Here is a 23,522-nt window from a genome sequence, read left to right on the forward strand (position 1 = left end):
GCGGTGAGCGCACCCTTCTGAACCAAAGTAGAGATTTTTAAAATGAAAGAAATTGAACGAGATGAAGAGCGTGAATGCCGAATAGAGGATGAAGTCATCGTAGATGCCTATGGACCAGAAGAGCAGGCGCTAGGGTGGTATTACTACTTGGAAGGTAAAATTACCTTCCCATTTTCAGCCTGTTGTATCGAAGCAAGGCTTATTTCTCCCCTCAAAAAAGGTGAAAAGGTTTCGGTAATTAAAATGGCTCCTGAAGATGATTGTATGCATGAAATGTTCGTTATCGTGGAATGGCAAAGCCGAAGTTCTGGTGTTCCACTCGCACAGTTAGAGCCAGTTGATATTGATGGGCGGACTGAGGAAGCCATTGCCGATTGGCATTATTGGGTAAAACGCGGTTATCAACTCGGTTGAGACAAAATAAAAGTAATTTCAAATGACTACGTTTGCAGGTTCCTACCCAACAATTACCCGCTGGACCGAAGAACAAGGCTGGATAGAAATTGGAAGAGATGAATATAGCAATTCGGTGGTACGCGCGCTTGATCCAGGTGGCATGGTCTGGGAAAGTGATTCAAATATTGATTCAATTGACGATGCATTGCAAGAGCTAGAGAAAGCATTGAAGGATTGGTTCAGGAAAAATGGGTAAATCTTGGAGCCTGTAAGTGCGCTTAATACAGAGTGCACGGGATGGCAGGGACTATGCGCGTTTTTAGGGCTTGTTCTAGAGCTTTGGCTATTTCCGTTTCCAAACTTTTTTCTTACCGACTGCTAATTTCTTACCGACTGCTAATTTCTTACCGACTGCTAATAGCGCAGGCCGTTGGGTGGCAAGAAAAATTAATTAAAGTCTGAGGAATAGGATGGCAATTCGACTTGCAGCATAAAAGTAAAGTTACATATCTTGCTATTACTGATCGGTGTAAGCCTATCAACCAACCTTGTGGCAGAGGCATGGTGCGTGAGTGTGGTAAATCCAGTCCGTATCACAGGCTTTGCACAAGGTGAGCTTGCGCAACAAAGAAATCGAGCCGATGCCATTTTATTGGCGAAAAAAGTATGTGGCCTTTAGTGCATGCGCACTCGAGAATAAAAAATAAAGTTTGATAAAAACTTCCGCGATAAAAAACCTCGGTTAGGCTAAACCGGGGTTTTTTATTTGGTTGCGCTCATACTTATTGAGGCACAATATTGGTTGCCTGTTTACCTTTAGGCCCCATGGTTACTTCAAAAGTTACGCGTTGAGCTTCACGTAATGTTTTGAAACCTTTACTATTGATCGCAGAGAAGTGTGCAAATAAATCTTCTCCACCATTATCGGGCGTGATAAAACCAAAGCCTTTAGAGTCATTGAACCATTTTACAATACCAGTTGCCATATTGTTTCTCCTTTCTAATCTAATGAATTTATGCATAGGGTGATTTATTTATGACTATTGAATGCGAGGGTAAAAGAGTCAACCAGAGGCACCACTTTTTTGATCACTTGAATTCAATAGACGAAAGTATGAGATATATTTTATTGTAAAGTTCCAGATACCTTCATGTTTCCATACGCATAGCGAATGTAGGTTCTTGCAAAAAATGGCTGTGAAAGTTTGATTACCAAAGGTAAATAAGGGGGCTCATTCGATGCGCTCTTGCTATTCCATTTCTTAATCAAAACTTATTTTGTCGGCTTGACCTTGTCGTATTATTGATTGAGATTGTCTGCGGCTCGTCTTTGTGTCATTTTTGATTTAGAAATGGAATTATTCCTTCATTACACTCTATTCAGCGATCCATTCGCACTTTGGCAGAGCATAACTTGAATTAAGCTCCCAAAATGAATGAAGCAATATATTTATATTTAGCTAAAAAATAACATCTGGGTTAACGAATTGTATGAACATTCTCTTTCTCACCCACAGTTTCAACAGCCTCGCGCAGCGCCTATTTATTGAGTTGACGCGTTGCGGGCATGATATCTCGCTTGAATTCGATATCAGCGATTCAATCACGGAGCAAGCGGTCGAGCTTTACCGCCCTGATCTCGTGATTGCACCCTTTCTCAAGCGGGCGATTCCTGAAACAGTATGGCGCAGCGTACCTTGTTTTGTGGTGCATCCGGGTATTGTCGGTGATCGCGGTCCGTCTGCGCTGGATTGGGCGATCATGCATGGCTATCGCGAGTGGGGCGTGACGGTACTGCAGGCAAATAGCGAAATGGATGCAGGCGATATCTGGGCGTATGAGACCTTTTCGATGCGCTTTGCCAGCAAAAGCAGTCTGTACCGGCACGAAGTAACCGAGGCGGCTATTAAAGCTGTGCTAACTGCCGTGGATCGTTTTCTGTCAGGTACTTATCAGCCAGTACCGCTCGCTAAGGCATGTCAGCAGCTTGGCAATAACCATGGGAAGCAACATATGCCGATACGTCAGATTGATCGTGCCATTGAATGGCAGCAGGATGACACGCATACTGTCCTGAAAAAAATATTTGCGGCAGATGGTTTCCCAGGCGTACTCGATCCGCTTTATGGTGCTCATTTCTATTTATTTGATGCCTGGGCAGAAGCGACGCTCCATGGAGATAAGCCAGGTGCAGTGATAGCACAACGGCAGGGTGCCATTTGTCGTGCGACAATTGATGGAGCGGTATGGATTGGTCATCTGAAGCGCAAAAGTGACACCGAACCCACTCTCAAATTACCGGCCACAGTAGTATTGAGCGAGCATATGATCGATGTGCCCGTAATACCGCCTGAGCCGTTGCCCACCAGCAATGAGGGTAGCTATGCAGCTTATCGCGATATCTGGTTCGAACAAAGCAATCAGGTGGGTTATCTTCATTTTGTATTTTATAACGGAGCGATGAGCAGCAGCCAATGCGAGCAGCTACGTGAAGCATATCTGATGGCTAGTCAAAGCAAGGTGCGCGTAATCGTGCTGATGGGTGGGCCGGATTTCTGGTCAAATGGTATTCATCTTAATCTGATTGAGCATGCGGCGAGCCCCGCCGATGAATCCTGGCGCAATATCAATGCAATGAATGATCTAGTGCGCGCCATCCTCACCAATACCCGCCAGCTTACCCTTGCAGCTTTACAGGGTAACGCGGGGGCAGGGGGGGTATTTTTATCGCTTGCAGCCGACAGGATTTATGCACGTAAAAGCGTGATACTGAATCCGCACTACAAGAGTATGGGTAATTTGTATGGTTCAGAATATTGGACGTATCTGTTGCCTAAACGGGTCGGTAAAAAGAAGGCCAAAGAGCTGACTGACAACCGTTTGCCAATCGATGCTGCGGACGCACAGCAAATGGGTCTGATCGATGGCTATTTTGAGTTAAATCATGCTGATTTCCGTAAAAAAATCGAACAGATTGCGCAACAGCTAGCAGCAAGCACTGATTATGCTCATCTCCTTGCAAGCAAACAGCAGCAACGAGAACGGGACGAACGTGAAAAACCCCTGGACAGCTATCGGGCGGAAGAATTGCACCAGATGCAACTTAATTTCTACGGTTTTGATCCCAGCTACCATGTTGCGCGCTATCATTTTGTTTTCCGTATCCCACACGCCTGGACCCCACTCTATCTTGCTCGACATCGACAGAGATTTAAAATGGAATCGGGTGAGGGAATTTAGAATGGGCAATGTAGTCAAATTCAGCAATGTTTGCAGCTTAAAAATCCAAGTGATAGGCTGATAGCAGCCACTGGTTTTCCTAAAATTGACTGGAGGATTAATAAATGCTTCTTTTTCGTCAATGTTCCAGCATTCTCTCTTTAATGACCCTATTGCTGCTCCCACCATCCACTGTACTCGCAACGGCAGGTGCTGAATCCAGCGATTCCTTTCCCTTGCAGCATTTTCTTGATCTTGAAATCGAAGGTATTTCATTGAGTACTCTGCCAGAAGATGTTCCAGTCATCCTGGAAGCAGCAGGTTATTTTCAGCGAAGAAATTCGATTTTTATCAAGACTTTCATCAAGGAAACACCTCTTCCTGGCGGTCGGAATTCGCTTTACCGAATAGAACTGGAAGATACCCCTAAGCATCGCAGTATTACTTATTTGCGCGAAGAGAGTGGCGGCAGAAACAAAAGTTCGGTAGAAAAAAATAGGCCTATTCCTGATAATGAAGCTGCTTGGGCAAAAGCAATTTATGAACTGGCCTGTTTGAATGTGCCGAATACCATTAACAAAGCGCGTTCCTGTCAGCCCTTACATGAACAGGAAATCCGTTTTTGTGAGGGTGGCTTTTTGAATATTTCGGCTCATGCAGGTGCTCAGGTCAATGCATCAGGCGCGAGCACGATCTTGGGGGTTACGTATTTCAAGCATGAACAGATCGTTGATGACAAGGATTTATAGCTTTGCACCCATCGCGGATGAGCATGCCAAAATCCTCATTCTTGGCAGCATGCCGGGAATTGCATCGTTAGCTGCGGAGCAATATTATGCGCATAAACAGAATGTTTTCTGGCGCATCATGGCTGAACTGCTCTCTTTTGATCCCGCGATACCTTATGCTGGCAAAGTTCAGGCGTTGAAATCGGCGCGTATTGCATTATGGGATGTGCTCCATTCCTGTAAAAGGAACGGTAGCCTGGACGCAAGAATTGAAATTGAAACGCAAATAGCCAATGATTTTGAAAATTTTTTCCATAGCCATCGCAATATCACCCAACTGTTCTTTAATGGTACCAAAGCAGAAATCTGTTTCAAGCAGTTGGTCATGCCAAGAATTAAGAGTAATGCGCTCTGCTATAGCCGGTTACCTTCAACCAGTCCGGCTAATGCTTCAATAACTTTTGAAGGTAAACTTAAGGCTTGGCAAGCGATTCTCAAGCCTATTGGCATGGAAGCTAACCATTGCGGGTGGAGTACGGAGCGCACTCAATGATGGATGAGCCTGACTACTGGCATGAGATTTCAACATGAATTCCTGAAGAGCAGCGTCATCATCGCAGGTTATTCCATTTCCAAATCAAAACTGACTTTGTCGGCTTCACCTTGCCGTATTATTGATACTGTCCGCGGCCCGCCTTCGCGTCATGTTTGATTTGGAAATGGAATAACTACTTCACATCTTTGCATCATCTCTCTTACGGAAACACTGAACTTTCATGCGCAGACGCCTCACTTGATTAGCGAAGCGAAACGTGAAAACCAGCGTCCATCGGTGGAAGCGACTAAGCCCATTGATATGCTGAATGGCTGCTGACCATTGAACGCGTCGAATAAATTCAATCAACTGGCGTCGCCTTTCCTTGACGAGCGGAGCCAGTAAAATAGCGGTTAAGGACGGAGCTTGATTCCTGTTAAAAAAGTCACCAAACCCAAATACATCATGTTGCGGGGTTTGCATGAACAATTCCGCCAAGTCCACACTGGGAGCGCTTCGCAGGGTGGCCCACACTCTAAGCGCAGTGTCGTGAAGCTCACTCGCGCTTACTACGTATCGTTCTATGTATAACCGCCAATGATTAGCCGCCAGAAGTATCCCTTGTTGAAAGTAATGTGTGAACTGGTCATAGGCAGCATTTTCATCCCCCGAGACTTGGCGGCAGGGGATTATTTGATCAGTGGTTCGGCGGTAACCTACCACACTTCCTCCGGCAGACATACAGAGCATTTCTAGTGCGGCAAAAACCTCAAAGAGATCATTAGCATCGCTGCTGATATTTTCGTTGGGGCCATAAGCAGACTTGGAAACATTGGCAGGTTGGGGATTGACAAATCGCCGCAGACCTAAATACATGCCATGCAAATTTGTCTCTGACATAACAAGTGCAAGATTGTCTTGTATGGTCCCACGCCAGCCAATATCAACAACACCAATTTTAGCATCGGACTGCCATCCATTTTGTAACAAGTAATCACGCAAAAGTGATTGCTGACGAGCAATGGAGTTTTGCAACGCATTTACAAACTCTGGTGCATCAAAGAGTTTATTTAAAGCAGAGTTTTGTTGGGGAATTTCAATCACATCCTCGGGTTTTAGTTCAAGCTGATCAAGGATTTCTTTGAAATCAGCAATATTGATGCCGAGTGTGACAAACATTCCTGCAATATTTTGTTCCTTAAATAAGTCCCAGATACGGGACATTTCCCCAATGGTTACTTCCCGTAATGATGAGACGAAAGTTGACAATCGGCTGACTGCCAATATTTTTGACGGCGGCAAGGTATGCCCAAAAAATATTTGCTGAGGGAACAGGGCAGTATATACCTGATGGAAAAACTCACCTTCCCGCGTCAGAAAGTGGATCTGATCAAGCATTTTTACCATTGCTTGCTCAGCAATCCATAAAGCAAAACCGATAAAAAGCGGAGCAGCATCAGCCCCAAGTCGAAAAGCGGCAGCTTGTTTAGCTGACATACCTTGGCTAATTTGTAGCGCTTCGTCGGCGCACAAGCCTCTGATGTATTCGAATAGTGCTTCGCGAGAAGAGAACAATTGCTCTCGAGCCAGCCGCTCAGCATGAGAGGTGGCAGGCAGGTAATGGACAGCCGTCACGCCAGCCTTTTCAGCAGCTTCGATATCTGACCAGCGATTGTCTCCCACATGGACATGCTCCTTGGGAAAAATGCCATGAAGAGAGTGTACATGCTGGAAAAGGCGTCCTGAACGCTTATTCAAACCAATCTCGCAAGAGGCAATGCCTTCACAAACTAAAGCGTCCAACCCTTTTTCTTCCAAAAGGCGTCCGAGCATGCTTGAATTCATATAAAAGTCTGAGAGAAAATAATTACGCTCTGCTGGATAAGCTTGCAGGAAATCCTCAATATCTGGGTCCTTGAATGATCTAGCCATTTCGACTTGCAATTCGAATTCCGCTAGCCTGAATGGTAACGCCGTATCAAAAGGTCTGAAAAAAATCGCCAATAACCACTGATGCAAGACTGTACCAATCTCATATTCATCATCCTGCCCTTCAGAGCGGGCAGCCTCTGCGAGAAAGCGCTCAGTGTCGATGCGCGCTCGATAGAGCGTCCAATGATCCTGGAAATCCGGCCTGAGATGATCCGGCCACCCCAGAAGAAGATGCTGCGCCGTAGCCAGCTTGATGCATTCTGGATGACAATCTCGTCTCAACAAGGTATCCCAGACATCGATGGTGCGGAGCTTATACCTCAATATGCTGTTCTCCTTCCCAACACCACCTCACCGATTGCTTCTAACTGTTTCACCTTTCGGGTCACTGAGGGCGGAAATCGCGATGCAAGCGCACTCAATTTGTGTCGACGGATAATAGCAGGGTTTTGGGCAAACCGTAATTGCTCATCGTGCGAATAGTCAGCAAAGGCTTTCTCGGTCATAGCTACCAGAACCGAACGATCTGGCGCCGATCCTTGCAGGCAGTCTTCCACCCATTGGTGAAATTGTGCTGAGGATTCTTCCCAAGAAGGCCAGACAGCAGCCGTTAACAATGCCCCCTGTTGCAGTTGCGACAAGGTATCGCGATCTGACAACAAACGACGCAGTATGCTGACGACTCCATCAGCATCGCCACGAGAAACTACGCACGCATTTACGCCATCGACGATGTACTCGTCGTGACCTGTAACATCAAACACGACGGCCGTTCCGCCGCAATGAAATATCTCCAGAGGAGGGCCGAACATCCCTTCCACTGTACTCAGCTTGACTAAAATATCGCAGGAACGATAGATCTGGGGGGTCTTTATCATGGGCACTTGCGAAAAGACCCTGCTTACCCCAGGAAGCCAACTGACTGGGGAGCCCGTTAGCACCCAAATATCTCTTGCACCTGATTCTCGCGCTAGGCGAATACTTAGCGCGGTGTTTTTGAATGAAACGCCGAAATGTCCCTCTACCAGTACGCGAGGCGGTCGAGTCAGGTTGCGCGGTGCAATTGCCGCTCCTGATGGCGTATAGATATCCTTCCGAATACCGTTACGGACGAGTACGGCCGCATGACCAAACTTTTCCGCCAGGTATTGCTGAATCCAGGTCGCTTCGGTCACGTACAGGATGGGGAAGCGGTATGTCGTTTCCACTAAAGCTCGCAAGGGCACTTCTTCCTCAGGATAAAAATTGGATTCGATCGACTGAACAAAATAAGCATATTGTTTAGCCTGGAAATGACCTAGCTCAAAAACCGTCTTCCACCAGGTCGCAATGATCAGATCGAAATACTCTTTCTTGGCTTCTTCAATGGGAATACAGCGCAAAGCCGGCGCCTCATCATGCCAGGCAAGCGTTAAGGCGGAAAATGGTTCTTGTACCGCAAGGGTCACATCGAATCCATGATCACGTAAATAAGCTGCGTGCTGAACGATGACATAAGTGCCACCACTGATAGCCATCGAACCCACAAGAAAACACAATTTCATCTCTTCTTGTTAAATTCTAAAAATTAGACTCATTATATTTACCAACAGACCAATGTTTAGACAGAGAATTCGAGAAGATATTGATCAAATTTTAGCAATCAAACCCTCATCGCACCCTGCTATTAAAAATTGCTACGCCATTCAAAGGTCGCCTTCAGCGTCTTTGCCAACGCCGGAACAAGCTATATAGCATGTCTAACCCTGGCAGCGCCCGTGTTTTGATAGTGAGCCATGGCCAAGATCCCAGTTCTGATGGTCGACGGCGATGTAACAAATGCCAAGTAAACATCACCTGACTTAATCGAGAAGCGCGACGGTTGGCGTTATCGAACCGGGATTCCTCGAAAACACCGAAGTTTTCAACATGATAAACAGAAAATATCCAATCGATCTCCTCTTGAGATGGATGGAAAACCATGTGCGAATGCCGTTTCAGCGTCAGATTAAGCAAATCGTTATCGGCTGGCGGTGTATTTGCCAAGGCCGCAGCAATCTGCCCAAAGTAATCAAAAATAGGTTGGGAAACTGGCCATACCTTTTCCTCAATCATTTTTTTTTCTTTAAATTCATCTTGCACGATTTGTGCATTCCCATTGGCATCTAATACATAGCGTTGGGCTGAGCCGTGATCAGCATGAAGGATGATCTCAAAAAGTGAGCGGTTTTCGTTAAAGACAGAAAAGCCTGGTGTTAATTGACTAACATTGGAAAAAAGCAAGCCGGTTTTGGCATTCCGGGTAGTAAGATCGCCGCTTGCCACCAGCCCCAAATAATAGCCCTCAATTCTGACTTTCTCGCCATACAAATGGCTGAGCCAATTAAATAGATTGTCCTGAATAGAGCCTTTCCAGCCGACATCAACCACGTGCAGCACTTCAGGTATTGAACCGCCTGCCAGGCTAGCAAGGTAGCGTTCGAAAGCAGTACTTCTGGCGATGCGTTCTTCTTCATAAATTTGCTGGAATATCTTTAGCTTGAGAAGATTTTGAAAGAGCGGGTCACTTGGCAGATCTTCTTTGACAGTCTCAAAAACGCGGGCATCTACCCCGAGTGCTTTCGCCAGGGAAAGGGTATGTTCTTCGAGTGCCAAACTTTTCAAAAAATCAACGAGCGCGATACGGCGATACTGCCTGAAAAGAACATTAAATCTTTCTTGCGATAATGGCCCAAGTGAGATCAGGAAAGTAGAACGCCTGGACACTTGAAGATAATGAGTGCGGATAGTGACTGCATTGTCTTTATAGGATTGATAGAGATCAAACATCTCTTTAAGCGGTTGCCCTTCGCGGGAGAAGAAAAATAAATCTTGTGCGCTCGCTTTGAGTGCCGCGTGATAAAGCCTGGCTATAAAAAGGTAAAGACTGAAAGCCATGTCGAGGAATGGCGTGGAGGGAGGCTGTTTATTTTGTAGAATCTTTAAAAAAACTTCAGGGCCTATTTTTTTAGAAACGGCATTGAGCACGTTTTTGAACCCTTTGATGCCTCGTACCTGCAGGGCCACAGTTTCATCACGCCGGCGAATCTGCTCTTCCATCGACTGCATCACAGCCCAGCGCGCTTCGAGCATCTGCGCTTGGGCGGCAATCGCTTCGTCACGTTGATAAATCTGCTCCTCCATCGATTGCATCACAGCCCAGCGCTCCTCGAGTAACTTTGCTTGGGCGGCAATCGCTTCGTCACGTTGGCGAATCATATTTTCCGCGCGCTGAAAGGATATTCTGACGGGTTCTACTTCTTCCTGGTCGAGCACAATCTTAGGTATGCTCTGGAGGAATTTTTGCATAAGACCCAGCTTATTCAAGGCCGACCCAACCCGAGCCTTTCCGCCGGCAATAAAGAACAGCGACCCTGCGATCTTATTCAGATGGTTGTCACGTAAGATGATCTGCCCCGCAGAAGAGTCAGATGTCTTTAGATCGAGAGGACGAAAAAGAGTGCCCACAGTAAATTCAGCGGAAAACATTCGAGCCGAATCAAAATATCGGCCGAGCAAATCCTCGAGCCCTTTGTGAGTAAAACGATGCAGATGAAAGGGATTAGGCCCGTATACTCGTTCGCACAGCTCCTCATAGTCAGCACTCGGAACGCTTCCAATCAGTAGACCCTCTGCTTTGAGGGCGTGGCTAACATTCCGAATGCAAATCTCAGGATCGTGCGTGTGCTCAAGCGTTTCAAGTGTAATAAAAGTATCGATGCTGGCTGCTTCACATGAATTATCCTCAAGCGTACCTACAGTAAAGGTGAAACCTGGCCTGGCATAATTTTCCGTTGCATACTGGACGGCTTCCTCTGAAGGATCCATGCCAAGATAGGAAATAACAGCTTTTCCTTTGCCTAGCAGGGTACTTCCATAGCCAATGCCACAAGCACAATCAACCACCTTACCTTCAGCCAGCATAGAAGCAAGCGCATATCGATGGAAATGCTCGTCTCTTAAGGTTGAGCGTTCAAATAAATCTATTGTGGCGCGTTCCATTCGGCTAATGTTTAGTTTGTTGCGCTACAATATTGACTGCCCTGGGAGGCGTTCCGAAGTCTTGGTGATCGTGCTCCCAGCTCGTTGTGTTCTCGACACATTCGCATAACTAATCACCTCTCGGCTCCAAGTGTGGGGGATATCGACAATGCCCACTGCTCTAAAGTCATCATTCACTGAAAAATGGCAGACGGGAACAGCTTCAGCCAGGATGCTCATACCTCGACCATCGTTTACAGCCACCCGCCATTTATATTTGCCCGAAACAAGTGGTAACGAAGGAAAATATACGCTGACGTGGGCCTCGCTTTCGGGTGAAAACTCGGCTAGGCCTTGCATTCTGGTTGTCGTGCCAAAAACATAAGTGTTGTCTTCACGATACAAATTTACCACGAACGAAATGGTGTCGGAATAGGTGCCGTGTATTTCATAATCGAACTCGATACAGACGGGGTCACAGCTGTTAATCTCGGTGGCATGCCGAACATTACCGGCAATCAACGTAGGGTTTTTAATAACGATAGCGAAACCAGAGGAAGCAGCGTTCCCGCCAATATTCGAAGGATGAGGAGCGGGATCTGATGACTCAGCCTTTTCAGCCCTGGCTTTTGAACCAGCCGCGGAGCAATAGGCGATATATTCGTCCATGACCTTTTCGGAAGACTCAAACATACGCAGCCTTCCTTCCTGCAACAACAGGGCTTTTCGACAAATTGAGCGAATCTGATAGGCATCATGGGAAACCAGCAAAATGGAAACGCCATCATCCATCATTTGATAAAGTTTCTTGATGCACTTCTGTTGGAAGGGCACATCACCCACCGCTAATATTTCGTCCACAATCAACACATCCGGTTCGACGTGAATAGCTGCAGAAAACGCTAGACGCGCATACATCCCGCTAGAGTAGATTTTTACTGGTTGCTCAATAAATTCACCGATATCAGCAAAAGCAGCAATATCTTCGTATTTCTTATCAATCTGATCTGAACCAAATCCCTGCAGGGCAATGCTCAAATAGATATTATCTTTTCCACTGAATTCCGGATTAAATCCAGAGCCGAGTTCAAGCAGGGCACTTATTCTCCCAAAAGTTTCCACTGTCCCGGCAGTAGGCGTTAATGTCCCTGCAATAATCTGCAATAAGGTGGATTTCCCTGAACCATTTCGGCCCAAAATGCCCATGCTCTCACCTTTTTTGATTTCGAATGAAACATCTTTCAATGCCCAGAACTCCTTGAAGTACTGTTGTCCTGCTTCGCCAACAAAGCGGCGAAGTCGAGGAAAGATAAACTGCTTCAATCGATCACGCGGGGTTGCATAGATGTGATAGCACTTGCTTAAGTTCTCAACCTTGATGGCAATCTCAGAGGACATCTGCGAATCCTTTGCGTGTTTTCTGGAACCAGGCAAATCCAAACCAAGCAATGATTGCGGCAAGTAACATGTACATCGCCCAGGCACCCCAATCCAATCCTTTACCCCAAATCATCACGTCCCGGGCTTGTTCAACGGTGAATGTTAACGGGCTGATTTGCATAAATAAGTGATATTCTTCAGGCAAAGCAGCGATAGGGTAAAAAATGGGCGATAAAAACATGAGTGCAGTCATCATTACCCCAATAATTTGACTGACATCACGCAGATAGACGCCTAGCGAAGCCAAAAACCAACTCAATCCCAGAGTCATCAAAAAGAAAGGGATCAACAGGACAGGTAGCAGTACAATAGTGGCTTGGGGAATACCGAAAAAAATCAAGTAAAACACCAACCAGACAAATAAGCTAATCAATAGGTGAAAAGCAGCAGAACCCATGGCTACAAAAGAGAGTATTTCGAGCGGAAAGACGACTTTTTTAACATAATTGACATTCCCCAGAACCAGACTGGGTGCTCGATTTAAGCACTCTGCAAATAAATTAAAAAGCATAAGCCCCGCAAAAAGCACCAAGGCAAATTCTGTTTTGGATTCAGTACCACCCATCCAGCGTGCCTTGAAAACCACACTGAATACAAATGTATAAACAGTCAGCATGAGTACGGGATTGAAGAATGACCACAATAACCCCATGATAGATCCGCGATAACGACCAATTACTTCACGTTTGATCAGATTATAAATTAGACTCCGGTTGGTCTTGAGCGTGTTAAGTAATACAAAGGGAGAAATCGATCGGGCTGCGTGCGGATTCAATTTTTAAAACTCCAGCTTATGAATATATTTGGTGAGCTTGCAAGGTATCAAAAAGCTTCTGAAAGGTGATTCGATTGGATAGTTTGATGGCATAGAAGATTGGAATGAAATATCTTAATACTATATTACATAATCCTGACAATAATTGCAGGCACGCTCATTTGCGAGTAATGACAGCCATGCTCAGATTTAATCTGATACTTTCAAGATAAGTCCCTTGAGGTAGGCACCTTCCGGAAAACTAAGCAAGATGGGATGATCTGGCGCTGCCATCTGCTGTTCAATAATATGTGCACTGATACCGGCGTCCAAAGCAGCCCCAGCGATGATTTTCTGAAACAGATCACTACTGATTCCACTTGAGCAGGAATAGGTTGCCAATATGCCGCCAGGTCTGAGTAATTTGAAAGCGAGTAGATTGATATCCTTGTATCCACGCGCTGCTTTAGCCGCAAACGAAGCCGTTGGCGCAAATTTAGGCGGATCAAGAATGATCAGATCAAATTTTCGATTCTGATCACGCAATTTACGCAGCATTTGAAATACATCAGCACATTGCCATTCTTGGGAATCCGTTGCCAGTCCGTTCAAGGCAAAATTGCGTTGTGCGAGTTTCAATGCCTCCTCTGATGAATCCACTGACAGGACTGACTTGGCGCCCCCTCGCTTGGCGTAGACAGAAAAACCGCCGCTGTAGCAGAAGCAGTTGAGCACATCTTTTTCTTTTGCCAAGGTGCCGATTTTGGCACGATTATCGCGCTGATCCAGATAGAACCCTGTTTTCTGTCCAGCCATGACATCCACAGCAAAATGTAGACCATTTTCTTCAATAATCAGATCATGGGGCAATTCACCCCACAGCACACCAGTATGTTTAATCAAGCCTTCTAATTCACGTACATCGGTATCGGAGCGTTCGTAAATACAAATGGGGTGACATAAATCCTTTAAAATATCCAGGATCACTTCCCGCCAGCGTTCTGCCCCTACACTGCCAATCTGGAAAACCAGTATGCGATCGTATTGATCGATTACTAAGCCAGGCAAGCCGTCGGATTCACCGTGCACCAAGCGGCAGCCCGTACTAAACTGAGACAAGCCCAGATCTTTGCGAAATCGCAATGCGTGAGTTAATTTTCGGTAAAAGAAGGCTTCATCAATACGCTCATCTTGTTGCCACGACCAAACGCGAGCAGCAATCGGTGCTTTGGAATTATAGGCTGCATGGGCAAGGAAAACATTCTGGCTCGTATATATCTGGACAGTGTCACCATCGCTCGGATGACCTTCTACACGACTAATTGCACCCGAATAGATCCATGGGTGCCGACGCAACAGGGATTTTTCTTTCCCTGCCTTGAGGATGATTTTCTTCATAAAGCTTTAGCTAGTGAGTTCTCGGCAATCAAATGGTTGCTTACTTGGATAAATTGTTTTCTGGCGCAGCATCGGGAATCTGTGCAATGTTATCAAGCCATAGGGTTGCTTCACTATCGCTGGGTGCTCGATAATCTCCACGCGGTGAAAGTGAACCACCTGAACCCACCTTGGGTGCATTGGGGATGCAACTGCGCTTGAATTGGCTGATCTGGAAAAAGCGGTAGGCAAAAACATGTAGCCATTGTTTGATTTCACCAATATCATACTGGTTCCGCCTGTATTCAGGTATGCCAGGCCAGCGGCCTTGTGTACGGTCACGCCAGCTACAATAGGCCAGGAAAGCAATTTTGCTCGGCAGGTAACCAAAGCGGGTGATGTAATACAAGTTGAAATCCTGCAATTCATAAGGACCAATGATGGCTTCCGTGCGTTGAGCAGGCTGATTACTCTCTGTTTTTCCTGGAACGAGTTCAGGGCTGATTTCTGTGTCCAGGATGGCATGCAGGACGAGACTGACTTTATGACCAAGTTGATCAGTATCAGCAATCCAGCGAATCAGAAATTGAATCAGTGTCTTGGGTACACTCGCATTAATGGCATAGTGTGACATGTGGTCGCCGACGCCATAAGTACACCAACCCAAAGCCAATTCACTCAAATCTCCCGTACCAAGCACCAAGCCATGGTGATAATTTGCCAGACGAAAAAGGTGATTGGTACGTTCACCTGCCTGTACATTCTCAAAGGTGACATCATAGACCGGTTCACCATGAATGAATGGATGGTCGAGATCCCGCAGCATTTGCTCGCAACTTGGCCGGATATCGATTTGATGCGCAGCGCAGCCAAGCACTTGCATGAGGGCTGTGGCATTGGTCAAGGTATGTTCGCTGGTAGCAAAGCCGGGCATGGTATAGGCGAGAATGTTCGTGCGTGGAAAGTGCAGTACATCCATCGCGCGGGCTGCCACAATGAGCGCATGAGTGGAATCCAGCCCTCCTGAGACGCCAATCACGATCTTGTGGATACCTGTGTGTTTCAGCCGTTTGACTAAACCCTGCACTTGAATATGGTAAGCTTCAAAACAATGGCTATCGCGTGTGGCAGGATCGGCAGGAACATAAGGAAAGCGATCATACTGGCGCTGGCAAAGTAGCCGGGCGTTAGTGGGTAAGGTGATCTCAAAGGAAATTTTACGGAATTGTTGAATTTCTTCTCGATAATACTGCGCGCTCTGACCAAAGCTGTTTTGCCGCATGCGCTCCTGAACCAAGTGATCCAGATCCACGTCCGCAAAAATTAATTGTGAACCGTCATGAAATCGGCTGGATTCAGCCAGGAGAATCCCATTTTCATAAACCATGGCATGACCGTCCCAGGCAAGATCCGTAGTCGATTCACCCGTACCGGCTGCGGTATAAAGGTATGCTGCAAGGCAGTGCGCTGATTGATTGGCTACCAGGTTATGACGATATTCCTGTTTGCCAATCGTGACGTTAGAGGCCGAAAGATTGAGCAGCAGGGTAGCGCCGGACAACGCGGCATGAGATGAAGGTGGGACAGGCACCCATAGATCCTCGCAAATTTCGGTAAAGAAACGGAAGTGAGGTTGGTTCTTGGCCAGAAACACCAGTTTTTCGCCAAAGGGGATGGCGCTTTGGCCGCATAGCGAAATAGTGTCGCAGCAAGCGGCGGTAGCCGGCGCAAATTGCCGCATCTCATAGAATTCCCGATAATTGGGAAGGAAAGTCTTGGGGACGACACCCAGAATGCGACCACGATACACTATCGCAGCGCAGTTGAAAAGTAGATGGTTCACTTGCAGCGGTAAGCCGACCACTGTGATCAGTTCAAGTTGCTCGGAAGCTTCTAACACTCTGCTGAGTGCCTCCATCGCGCCTGCAAGCAAGGTCTGTTGATGGAATAAGTCTTCACATGAGTAAGCCGTCAGCCCTAACTCCGGAAAGAGAGCAAGGATGGCATGTTGCTCAACCGCCTGTCTCATGAGCGTGATGGTGGCAGCAGCATTAAATGCTGGATCAGCCACGCGCAGATCAGGTATCCCGACAGCGACGCGGACAAAGCCGTGACGATATAAATTAAAAAATTCTGAATGTGTTGGCATAGGCTAAACAGTCGGCAGAAAGCGCATCGATAAATCCAATGCCTTGATATCTTTAGTCAGACTGCCGATAGAAATTCTGTCTACTCCTGTTTCCGCTACCGTGCGCACATTTGCCAGAGTGATATTGCCCGAGGCTTCAAGAATAGCGCGTTTACCTGTGAGTTGTTGATTCAATGCAACCGCTTGGCGCAATCTTTCAGGATCGAAATTGTCCAGCAGGATCATGGGGGCCCCTGCATGGAGTGCTTGTTGCAACTCATCCAGCGTTTCAACCTCAATTTGAATAAATACGCCAGGGGGCGTGATTTCCCTGGCTTTTCGTAAAGCCAGCTGAATTCCTCCCGTAGCCAGAATGTGATTTTCCTTGATGAGAATGCCATCGTATAATCCGAAACGGTGATTACTCCCGCCGCCGCATTTCACTGCATATTTTTGTGCAAATCTTAATCCGGGCAAAGTTTTGCGCGTATCGACAATCACTGCACCTGTGCCTGAAATGACATCAACATAGCGCCGCGTCTGGGTGGCAACTGCAGAAAGCATTTGCAGGAAATTCAATGCTGTGCGTTCTGCCGTTAACAGGGCTCTGGCGTTTCCTGTTATTTCACACAGTTTTTGATCTACTTGAACTTTCTCGCCTTCCTGGGCCAACCAGTTTATTTTGATAGCGTGAGATAGCTGCCGGAAACATTCTTCGAACCAGGCCGCACCGCACAATACTGCTTGCTCCCTACTGATCACGCTAGCCGTCAGAGCTTTATCTGCAGGGACCAATAATGCAGTCAGATCACCTGCGCCAATATCTTCTGCTAGTGCCAAACTCACATGCTTCTTGATTTCTTCATGCCCGATCATGGAATACTCTATCTTCACTATATCACTCTACTCGTCATTATCTCATTGTATAGCAATTGGCTGCCTCTTGATTCGGTCTTGATTCAGCCGGTTCGAATTCATCATTTATTTCACCCATAATCAGATGAAATGGCTAATTCCATTTCCAAATCAAACATGACGCAAAGGCGAGCCGTAGACAGTATCAATCATACGGCAAGGTGAAGCCGACAAAGCAGTTTTGATTTAGAAATGGAATAAGAACTCAGATGTTTTCATTTCAGCAAAGAAAGAAAACAAACAACGATGGAGCCAATCACTTAGTAACTTTTTAATGCAATTTCTCTCGTTTTAATTTGCGGAAATGAAAAAAAAGAATATTTCGGCACATCTCGAATAACTTTAAATAGATTGGGTTGATCATAGGTTTTTTGTTGAAACTTACTGATTTATTTAAAGTTTATTTTCCCATATAGCCTTTATAACGTGGAATATAAGGGTTATCCCTTACGTGTTTGCACGTATTTAATTCTCTTCTATTTTTCTATCAAATATCACTCCTAGTGTAGTGATAAATCACTACGGTCATCTTGTTAATTATTTGGAATTATTTTTGCTTAAACGGAGGAGACAGCATGAGACCAGCTAAACCATTTAACCAGGATGTCAGGAAAAATAAAGCAGTGATAGGCAGTAGCGCTAGAAACGGTAGCGCTAGAACCAAATATAGGGACGAAGATTCTTTTTCCCGTTCTGCTGGTTCGGCTTATCACAAAGCACAAGTGAGGGGATTGCAACCAAAACATAAATTAAATGATTGGTATGCGGTAGAAGAAGAAAATTAATGAGCATTAATCAGCTTAAGCCGTATTTGCTACAGCAATCATCTGCTTGAATTCTGGATCCGTCCTGGCAAAACGAGCAGAGCGAGAAATGGTTCCCTAGACTTTAGCCAAAAACAACCTTTGGATGGTTTATTGCTGAAGTGACAGTATGCCTATTCGTTATGAATTCTACTCTGATAAAAAATGAGTCTATTTTCACCGTAACTCGTGTACATAAAAATAGACCGTTTTTTTCTGTCTCGCTGTTTCGGCGCATTACAAAGCTCGAGAAAGAGGAACTTCATCCATGGCATAGATAGGATTATTGATTAACTTGCAGAAGAGGAAAAAAAATAATGAAAATCACTCCAGTTTCAACTACTTTTATCTTATTCATGACCTGCGTTATTTTTGGGTTTTCTCCGGCTAGTTGGGCGGATAGAGAAAAAATGAGCGACTCTGACAGTGCAGAACAAAGGCAGCGTGAAGGGCAAGCGATTTTTCGTTTTGATACCTTTGGCAATGAGCAATTATGGACGGACGTGTTACGGATGCACGAGGCCATTGCGACAGTCGATCCTGCTACTGCGTTAGCGGTCGGTCTCAAGGTTGATGTCGATGCCTTACCGAAAGAGCTTGTCGCTGCGCTTCAGGCTGGTCAAGTTGATCTCAAAAAGCCAGAGGTGACGGTTGAGCTGTTACGTTTGAATGCAGTCGTCGGGGTAAAAGGCAGCGTCGATGAACTGGGTCGTCTCGCTACCATTGGTGTGACCTGTGCACTGTGCCATTCGTCCGTCGACAATTCGCTCGCACCGGGCATTGGCAAGCGGCTCGATGGGTGGGCCAACATCGACTTGAATGTCGGTGCGATCGTGGCATTGTCGCCGGTACTGGACGATGCGACTAAAGCAGAGTTCATGGCGTGGGGGCCAGGTAAATACGATCCGGTCCGCCATTATTTTGATGGTGCCAACATCATTCCGCTCAATAGCCCATCGAAGCCGGTCGTCATTCCCTCGATTTACGGATTGAAGGGCGTTGGCTTTGAGACGTACACCGCGGATGGGCCTATTTCCTATTGGAACAGCTATGTAGGTATAGGGCAGATGGGGGGTAAAGGAACCTTCACCGATCCACGCACTGGCCTCACGATTGAGCAGACCCCGGATCTGGTTACACCAAAACTGCCTGCCCTGTACGAGTATCAATTGAGCCTGAAGACGCCAAAGGCTGAAGAAGGGAGCTTTGACCGAGCTGCCGCTCAGCGAGGCAAGCATTTGTTCCGCAACAAAGCCAGCTGCGATACCTGTCATCAGCCACCGCACTTTACTGACGTGGTACGTAGTCCAAATCAGCAAGAACCATTCCTGCATGACCCGGCCGAAGTGGGTGCAGACCCGACCTACGCTAATAAATCAACCACGAAGAAATACCGAACCACGCCATTGCGAGGGCTGCAAAAGCATCCGCCTTATTTTCATGATGGGAGTGCAGCAGACCTGCTTGCTGTGGTCAATCATTATGACAAGCACTTTGGGCTGAGTTTGACGGAGGAAGAGAAGGCAGATTTGGTTGAATATCTTAAGTCGATCTGATAGTGCATCAGGTTAAAGTAGTGATTCTCGAATGCTGATCGGTTTACTATAAGTTATCGTCATCATTGGGAGGGCTAGGAATTACAGTTTTTACTAGCCCTCCTAGCGTCGGTGGAAATTGATATTGGAAAATTGAAGTCAGGGTGAAGTTAAAAGTTAGTGTGAAACAACATGAAATTTGGCCGCAGAAAAACCTCGTGGTCGAATGCTGCGATGCGGAATATTGGTTAATTGAATGCCCATATTTAGTTCTCTCTGCCAAGCGCCACCTCTGGCACCTCTAATATTAGATAGCGAGCAAGCATTACTAAATATGTTGCATTATGTGGGGTGGTAGCAAACTGACAATGACCGTTAGATTAGATTGATTATGTGGCTAATCAAAATTTTCGGCAGAACCACCACTGCGGCCAGACCGCTTATTCTCAAATTCTTCAGTTAGTAGCTAAGCTAACTTTAACATTTTTGTACAGTTTCCGGCTGGATACTACCAAATTTTTTCACCTGGTCAATCTTCACTCGAAAAAATAGAATTGCCTCTAGTCTGCGGATTCTTATTGCTATTTTAAGCAAAAAAGGCGGTTCTTTGGTCATTCAAAATAGTGAGTTTGGCTAAATAACCAGCGCTACTTCTATTTTATTTTAATTCTTGGGACTCAATTCCACGCCTCGTGGAGCATTAAAAATCAATATAAAAACGATCGTCCTGAAAGAAAGGACGCGCGATACCTTGCGGTTTGCCGCAGGATAGTCGTTTTAAGATTTTTGTTGTTTAACTTAATTTTTATTGAATTGAATTAAATAGTACATTGTCATAAATATTATCTAAAGTAAATATTGTTTATGGCGTTAATAATTTCGATAAATTGAAATAAAGAAAGATTACATTGCGTTTTTTGCTGCTGGTGAGTTTGTCGATTTGAATTGGTTTCTTAGCTTTTATACGCTGTAATCCGATTTTTTCATGAATAAAATGACTGTGATACAAGCGCATCTGTAGAAATTATTTAGTGCCCAGCAATAGAAGGGCCAATTAAAAGTGAAGCAAGAAAAATTGTTAACGCAAAGGATATGCAGCTTTGTTCCTAGTCCTAATACTCATTTGTGATGATGGTTTATAGCAGTGGAGATCGTGAAATGGCATTTGTGAATGAAAGAAGAGAAGATGGTACATGGCAGACCATAGATCGGGAAAGGAATCTTGTTCTGAAAAAAGTTGGGGGTGGAAGACCACAAGAGCCGATAGAATTTAATCTTAATATTGACGGAGAGAATGTCAATTTTGATGCTTTTCAAAGAATAAAGCAGCTACAACATGCCTATCAAATAGAGTGGCGTGTTGTACGAATTATTGCCCCACTTCATCTAAAACAAGACAAATCTCGATTGCATGCGCTGATTGAAGAAGCTTTGGATACTTATGGTTTTGCGTCTTCTCGCGAATATGTCGAAAGCTTGACAGTTACTTTTGCCGCTAATTTATAGGAGCTTCGGAAGATGGATGCGCAATCTGCAATTAATGAAATTATTTCCCGAAATGCTGCTAATAATCCAATGTCAGTTAACGAACTCCAAGCGCTGGCAAATACCGTAGATGTCAGTGCAGGAGATTCAACAATATTGCTATATAGCGGGGGTGTAGGAGAAATTACAGATCCAGTTACTGGTTATAGAGAATTTAAAGCTTTAGACTTTGCAGAATCTCTATCAAATGGCTCCACTGTGAAGACAATCGTGGATACACAGTTGGGTGAATTTTTAAAAAATGATGAGTTTATAGCAGCACTAGGAAAAGCTGCTGTTCGCGAAGGAGTAAGTTTTAATGCTTTATATCTGGGGCTCAATGAGAGTGGTGTTCGCATCAACAATACCAGTTTTTGGGATGAGGCCTCAGCACGGCTTGTGAACAGCCATACAGGTGATTTTCGTCTGATTATGCCACATGCACCCGACGGCAGTGTTGCTGTGGCAACGGAAATTCCGGCCCTGTTGAGCAAAACTATCCAGCCCGGGCAGAAAGTTAATGGTATTGATCTCCAGGATTGGCAAGACCGGTATCAGGTGGAGAAGTTATTAAATGGTGAGAATGCTGCAAAGACAGAGCTAGTTGATCTGATTCGCGCTACATCCAATGTAGATTTTGCGGATATGAATGTGGGGCGTGATAGTTCAGGTAAGCTATATGTTGATACGAATACTTATTTGGGAAGAGTGCTTGGCTTGCCAGCCAAGGAAATTCCTGCAGGTATTGATGTTACCCGTTTGGCATTATTAGAGGATATGCATTTGACAAATACCGATATGGCTCGGTATGTCAAATATGGTGATTTACTCAACAAGGCAGGTTTGGTTGGAGATGTTCTAGGCACAGCTTTGGCTATCTCACAGGCGCAGCATGCCTATAATAGTGGAAATCATAACGAGGCGGGCGCTATTTTAGCAGCGCATGCCGGTAGTTTAGTGGGGGGGATCGCTGCTGGAACGTCCTCTGCTGCGCTTGTAGCTGGTCTTCTGCTAGCACCTGGTATCAATGTTGGTGTCGGAGCCGGCATGGTGATCACGGGAGTAGCTGGATTGGCTGGCGGATACTTTGGTGGGCTGGCTGGGGAGAAGCTTTTCGAAGATTTGTATAGAGATATTACAAGTATCGATATGGCGCTCTTTTTTCAGAATCTTGCAGAAGATTTTTCGTGGGCAATCAATCGGCTCAGTACATTTATCATGCAAGATCTAGGTGATCTTGCGGGTATATTAAACACCGTTAATAATTTCTTCCTCCAATTCAAAAACTGGGTGCCGCCTCGGACAGACCCGTTGGTGCTTGATCTGGACAATGATGGTATCGAAACCATCGGTATAAATGGCTCGATTGTCTTTGATCACGATGGTGATGGTATTAAAACCGGTACAGGGTGGGTGGGCAGAGATGATGGTTTTCTGGTACTGGATCGTAATGACAATGGAACCATTGATACAGGGGCAGAACTGTTTGGAGTCGATACCGTAAAATCTGACGGAAAACTGGCTATCGATGGTTTTGATGCATTATCGGATCTGGATTCCAATGCAGATGAATTAATTAACCAGGATGATGCGCAATTCGCGCAGGTGCGCGTTTGGCGAGACCTGAACCAGAATGGTATTTCCACAGTCGATGAGTTGTTTTTATTATCACAACTGGGTGTGGTTAGTATTGATTTAAAAGCCACCAGCAAAAATGTCAATCTTGGCAACGGCAATGTGCAAACGGCCTCAGCAGCACATTTGACTGTGGATGGTGAGGGGCAGACAGGTAACCTGGACCTTGCCAATAATCCATTTTACCGTGAGTTTGTTAATAGCATTTCACTTACAGAAGAAGCATTCAGTCTGCCAAATGCGAAAGGATCTGGTTTGGTGCGTGATTTGCGAGAAGCAGCTAGCTTGTCTCCGGATTTAACCAGTTTAGTCAAAAATTACGTCAGCCAGACTAGCTATGCTGACCAGAAAGCACTACTGGATGACTTGTTAATTGCCTGGGCTGAAACTTCCACTATAGCACAACCAGATAATTTTGATTATAATTTAAAGATGGCCTATTCACTGGATTTCCGCCGTAAAGTCCTGTCTGTTAGAGAGAAAAAAGGACTTACGATAGCCGAGGTGGCGGCCCGGTTTGATGTTGGCGTGGCGAGCGTGACGCGTTGGGTTAAGAACATCCATCGTAAACCTCAAGGGTTTCGCCAACGCAAGATTGATCT

Annotated in this window: 20 protein-coding genes; 11 read left to right on the top strand and 9 right to left on the bottom strand. The window is 45.6% G+C overall.

Translation table 11 applies throughout. The annotated features are described in order from the left end of the window. The first annotated feature begins 42 nt into the window (after positions 1–42). The 3 genes from BM122_RS00885 (at position 43) to BM122_RS23035 (ending at position 1,075) form a co-directional block, all read left to right on the top strand. The gene (locus BM122_RS00885; RefSeq protein ID WP_074902785.1) at positions 43–414 is read left to right on the top strand and encodes a calcium-binding protein; all 372 of its coding nucleotides are present in this window, start codon (positions 43–45) and stop codon (positions 412–414) included. 22 nt (positions 415–436) lie between these two features. Then, positions 437–652 (top strand): hypothetical protein, encoded by a 216-nt coding sequence (locus tag BM122_RS00890; RefSeq protein ID WP_074902787.1) that lies wholly within the window; start codon positions 437–439, stop codon positions 650–652. Positions 653–907: 255 nt separating this feature from the next. Further along, positions 908–1,075, top strand: a complete 168-nt coding sequence (locus BM122_RS23035) for a hypothetical protein (RefSeq protein WP_177198008.1) — start codon at positions 908–910, stop codon at positions 1,073–1,075. Positions 1,076–1,178: 103 nt separating this feature from the next. Here BM122_RS23035 and BM122_RS00895 read toward each other — a convergent pair whose 3' ends face one another. Further along, positions 1,179–1,382 carry a cold-shock protein gene (locus tag BM122_RS00895; RefSeq protein WP_046850114.1) on the bottom strand — a complete coding sequence of 68 codons (204 nt, stop codon included), beginning with the start codon at positions 1,380–1,382 and terminating at the stop codon, positions 1,179–1,181. A 505-nt stretch (positions 1,383–1,887) separates the two neighbouring features. On the opposite strand from BM122_RS00895, the gene BM122_RS00900 reads away from it, so the two are divergent. From BM122_RS00900 to BM122_RS23040, 4 genes are all read left to right on the top strand, one after another. Beyond that, positions 1,888–3,636 carry a hydrogenase maturation protein gene (locus BM122_RS00900; RefSeq protein ID WP_074902789.1) on the top strand — a complete coding sequence of 583 codons (1,749 nt, stop codon included), beginning with the start codon at positions 1,888–1,890 and terminating at the stop codon, positions 3,634–3,636. A gap of 104 nt (positions 3,637–3,740) precedes the next feature. Beyond that, entirely contained in the window at positions 3,741–4,364 is a 624-nt protein-coding gene (locus BM122_RS00905) for a hypothetical protein (protein WP_074902791.1), read from the top strand. Further along, the gene (locus tag BM122_RS00910; protein ID WP_074902793.1) at positions 4,348–4,896 is read left to right on the top strand and encodes a DNA-deoxyinosine glycosylase; all 549 of its coding nucleotides are present in this window, start codon (positions 4,348–4,350) and stop codon (positions 4,894–4,896) included. Before BM122_RS00905 ends, BM122_RS00910 begins: the two co-directional genes overlap by 17 nt. Before the next feature lie 21 nt (positions 4,897–4,917). Continuing rightward, positions 4,918–5,055, top strand: a complete 138-nt coding sequence (locus BM122_RS23040; protein ID WP_177198009.1) for a hypothetical protein — start codon at positions 4,918–4,920, stop codon at positions 5,053–5,055. A gap of 21 nt (positions 5,056–5,076) precedes the next feature. On the opposite strand, the gene BM122_RS00915 is transcribed toward BM122_RS23040, so the two are convergent. The 8 genes from BM122_RS00915 to nadC form a co-directional block, all read right to left on the bottom strand. Continuing rightward, positions 5,077–7,134, bottom strand: coding sequence for an HAD family hydrolase (locus BM122_RS00915; RefSeq protein ID WP_074902795.1), 2,058 nt, complete (start codon positions 7,132–7,134; stop codon positions 5,077–5,079). Further along, the gene (locus BM122_RS00920) at positions 7,131–8,354 is read right to left on the bottom strand and encodes a glycosyltransferase (RefSeq protein ID WP_074902796.1); all 1,224 of its coding nucleotides are present in this window, start codon (positions 8,352–8,354) and stop codon (positions 7,131–7,133) included. Before BM122_RS00920 ends, BM122_RS00915 begins: the two co-directional genes overlap by 4 nt. A gap of 154 nt (positions 8,355–8,508) precedes the next feature. Next, positions 8,509–10,830 (bottom strand): methyltransferase domain-containing protein, encoded by a 2,322-nt coding sequence (locus BM122_RS21415; RefSeq protein WP_083398263.1) that lies wholly within the window; start codon positions 10,828–10,830, stop codon positions 8,509–8,511. A 24-nt stretch (positions 10,831–10,854) separates the two neighbouring features. After that, positions 10,855–12,207, bottom strand: coding sequence for an ABC transporter ATP-binding protein (locus tag BM122_RS00935; RefSeq protein ID WP_074902798.1), 1,353 nt, complete (start codon positions 12,205–12,207; stop codon positions 10,855–10,857). Continuing rightward, positions 12,197–13,024 (bottom strand): ABC transporter permease, encoded by an 828-nt coding sequence (locus BM122_RS00940; RefSeq protein ID WP_074902802.1) that lies wholly within the window; start codon positions 13,022–13,024, stop codon positions 12,197–12,199. Before BM122_RS00940 ends, BM122_RS00935 begins: the two co-directional genes overlap by 11 nt. 189 nt (positions 13,025–13,213) lie before the next feature. After that, positions 13,214–14,401 carry a class I SAM-dependent rRNA methyltransferase gene (locus BM122_RS00945; protein ID WP_074902803.1) on the bottom strand — a complete coding sequence of 396 codons (1,188 nt, stop codon included), beginning with the start codon at positions 14,399–14,401 and terminating at the stop codon, positions 13,214–13,216. Between the two features lie 40 nt (positions 14,402–14,441). Next, the gene (locus tag BM122_RS00950; protein WP_074902804.1) at positions 14,442–16,529 is read right to left on the bottom strand and encodes an NAD(+) synthase; all 2,088 of its coding nucleotides are present in this window, start codon (positions 16,527–16,529) and stop codon (positions 14,442–14,444) included. Positions 16,530–16,532: 3 nt separating this feature from the next. After that, positions 16,533–17,384 carry a carboxylating nicotinate-nucleotide diphosphorylase gene (gene nadC, locus BM122_RS00955; RefSeq protein ID WP_074902807.1) on the bottom strand — a complete coding sequence of 284 codons (852 nt, stop codon included), beginning with the start codon at positions 17,382–17,384 and terminating at the stop codon, positions 16,533–16,535. A gap of 614 nt (positions 17,385–17,998) precedes the next feature. On the opposite strand from nadC, the gene BM122_RS00960 reads away from it, so the two are divergent. From BM122_RS00960 to BM122_RS00975, 4 genes are all read left to right on the top strand, one after another. Beyond that, complete coding sequence (locus BM122_RS00960) at positions 17,999–18,208, top strand: hypothetical protein (protein ID WP_074902809.1); 210 nt, start codon at positions 17,999–18,001, stop codon at positions 18,206–18,208. A gap of 374 nt (positions 18,209–18,582) precedes the next feature. After that, on the top strand, positions 18,583–19,782 hold the full coding sequence (locus BM122_RS00965) for a di-heme oxidoredictase family protein (protein WP_143083262.1): 1,200 nt from the start codon (positions 18,583–18,585) through the stop codon (positions 19,780–19,782). Between the two features lie 1,137 nt (positions 19,783–20,919). Then, entirely contained in the window at positions 20,920–21,267 is a 348-nt protein-coding gene (locus tag BM122_RS00970; RefSeq protein ID WP_074902813.1) for a hypothetical protein, read from the top strand. A 12-nt stretch (positions 21,268–21,279) separates the two neighbouring features. Then, positions 21,280–23,522: IS630 transposase-related protein (locus BM122_RS00975; RefSeq protein ID WP_218151948.1), on the top strand; the 2,243-nt coding region annotated here is incomplete at its 3' end.

The organism is Nitrosomonas communis, from assembly GCF_900114745.1.
Classification (GTDB): Bacteria; Pseudomonadota; Gammaproteobacteria; order Burkholderiales; family Nitrosomonadaceae; genus Nitrosomonas; species Nitrosomonas communis_A.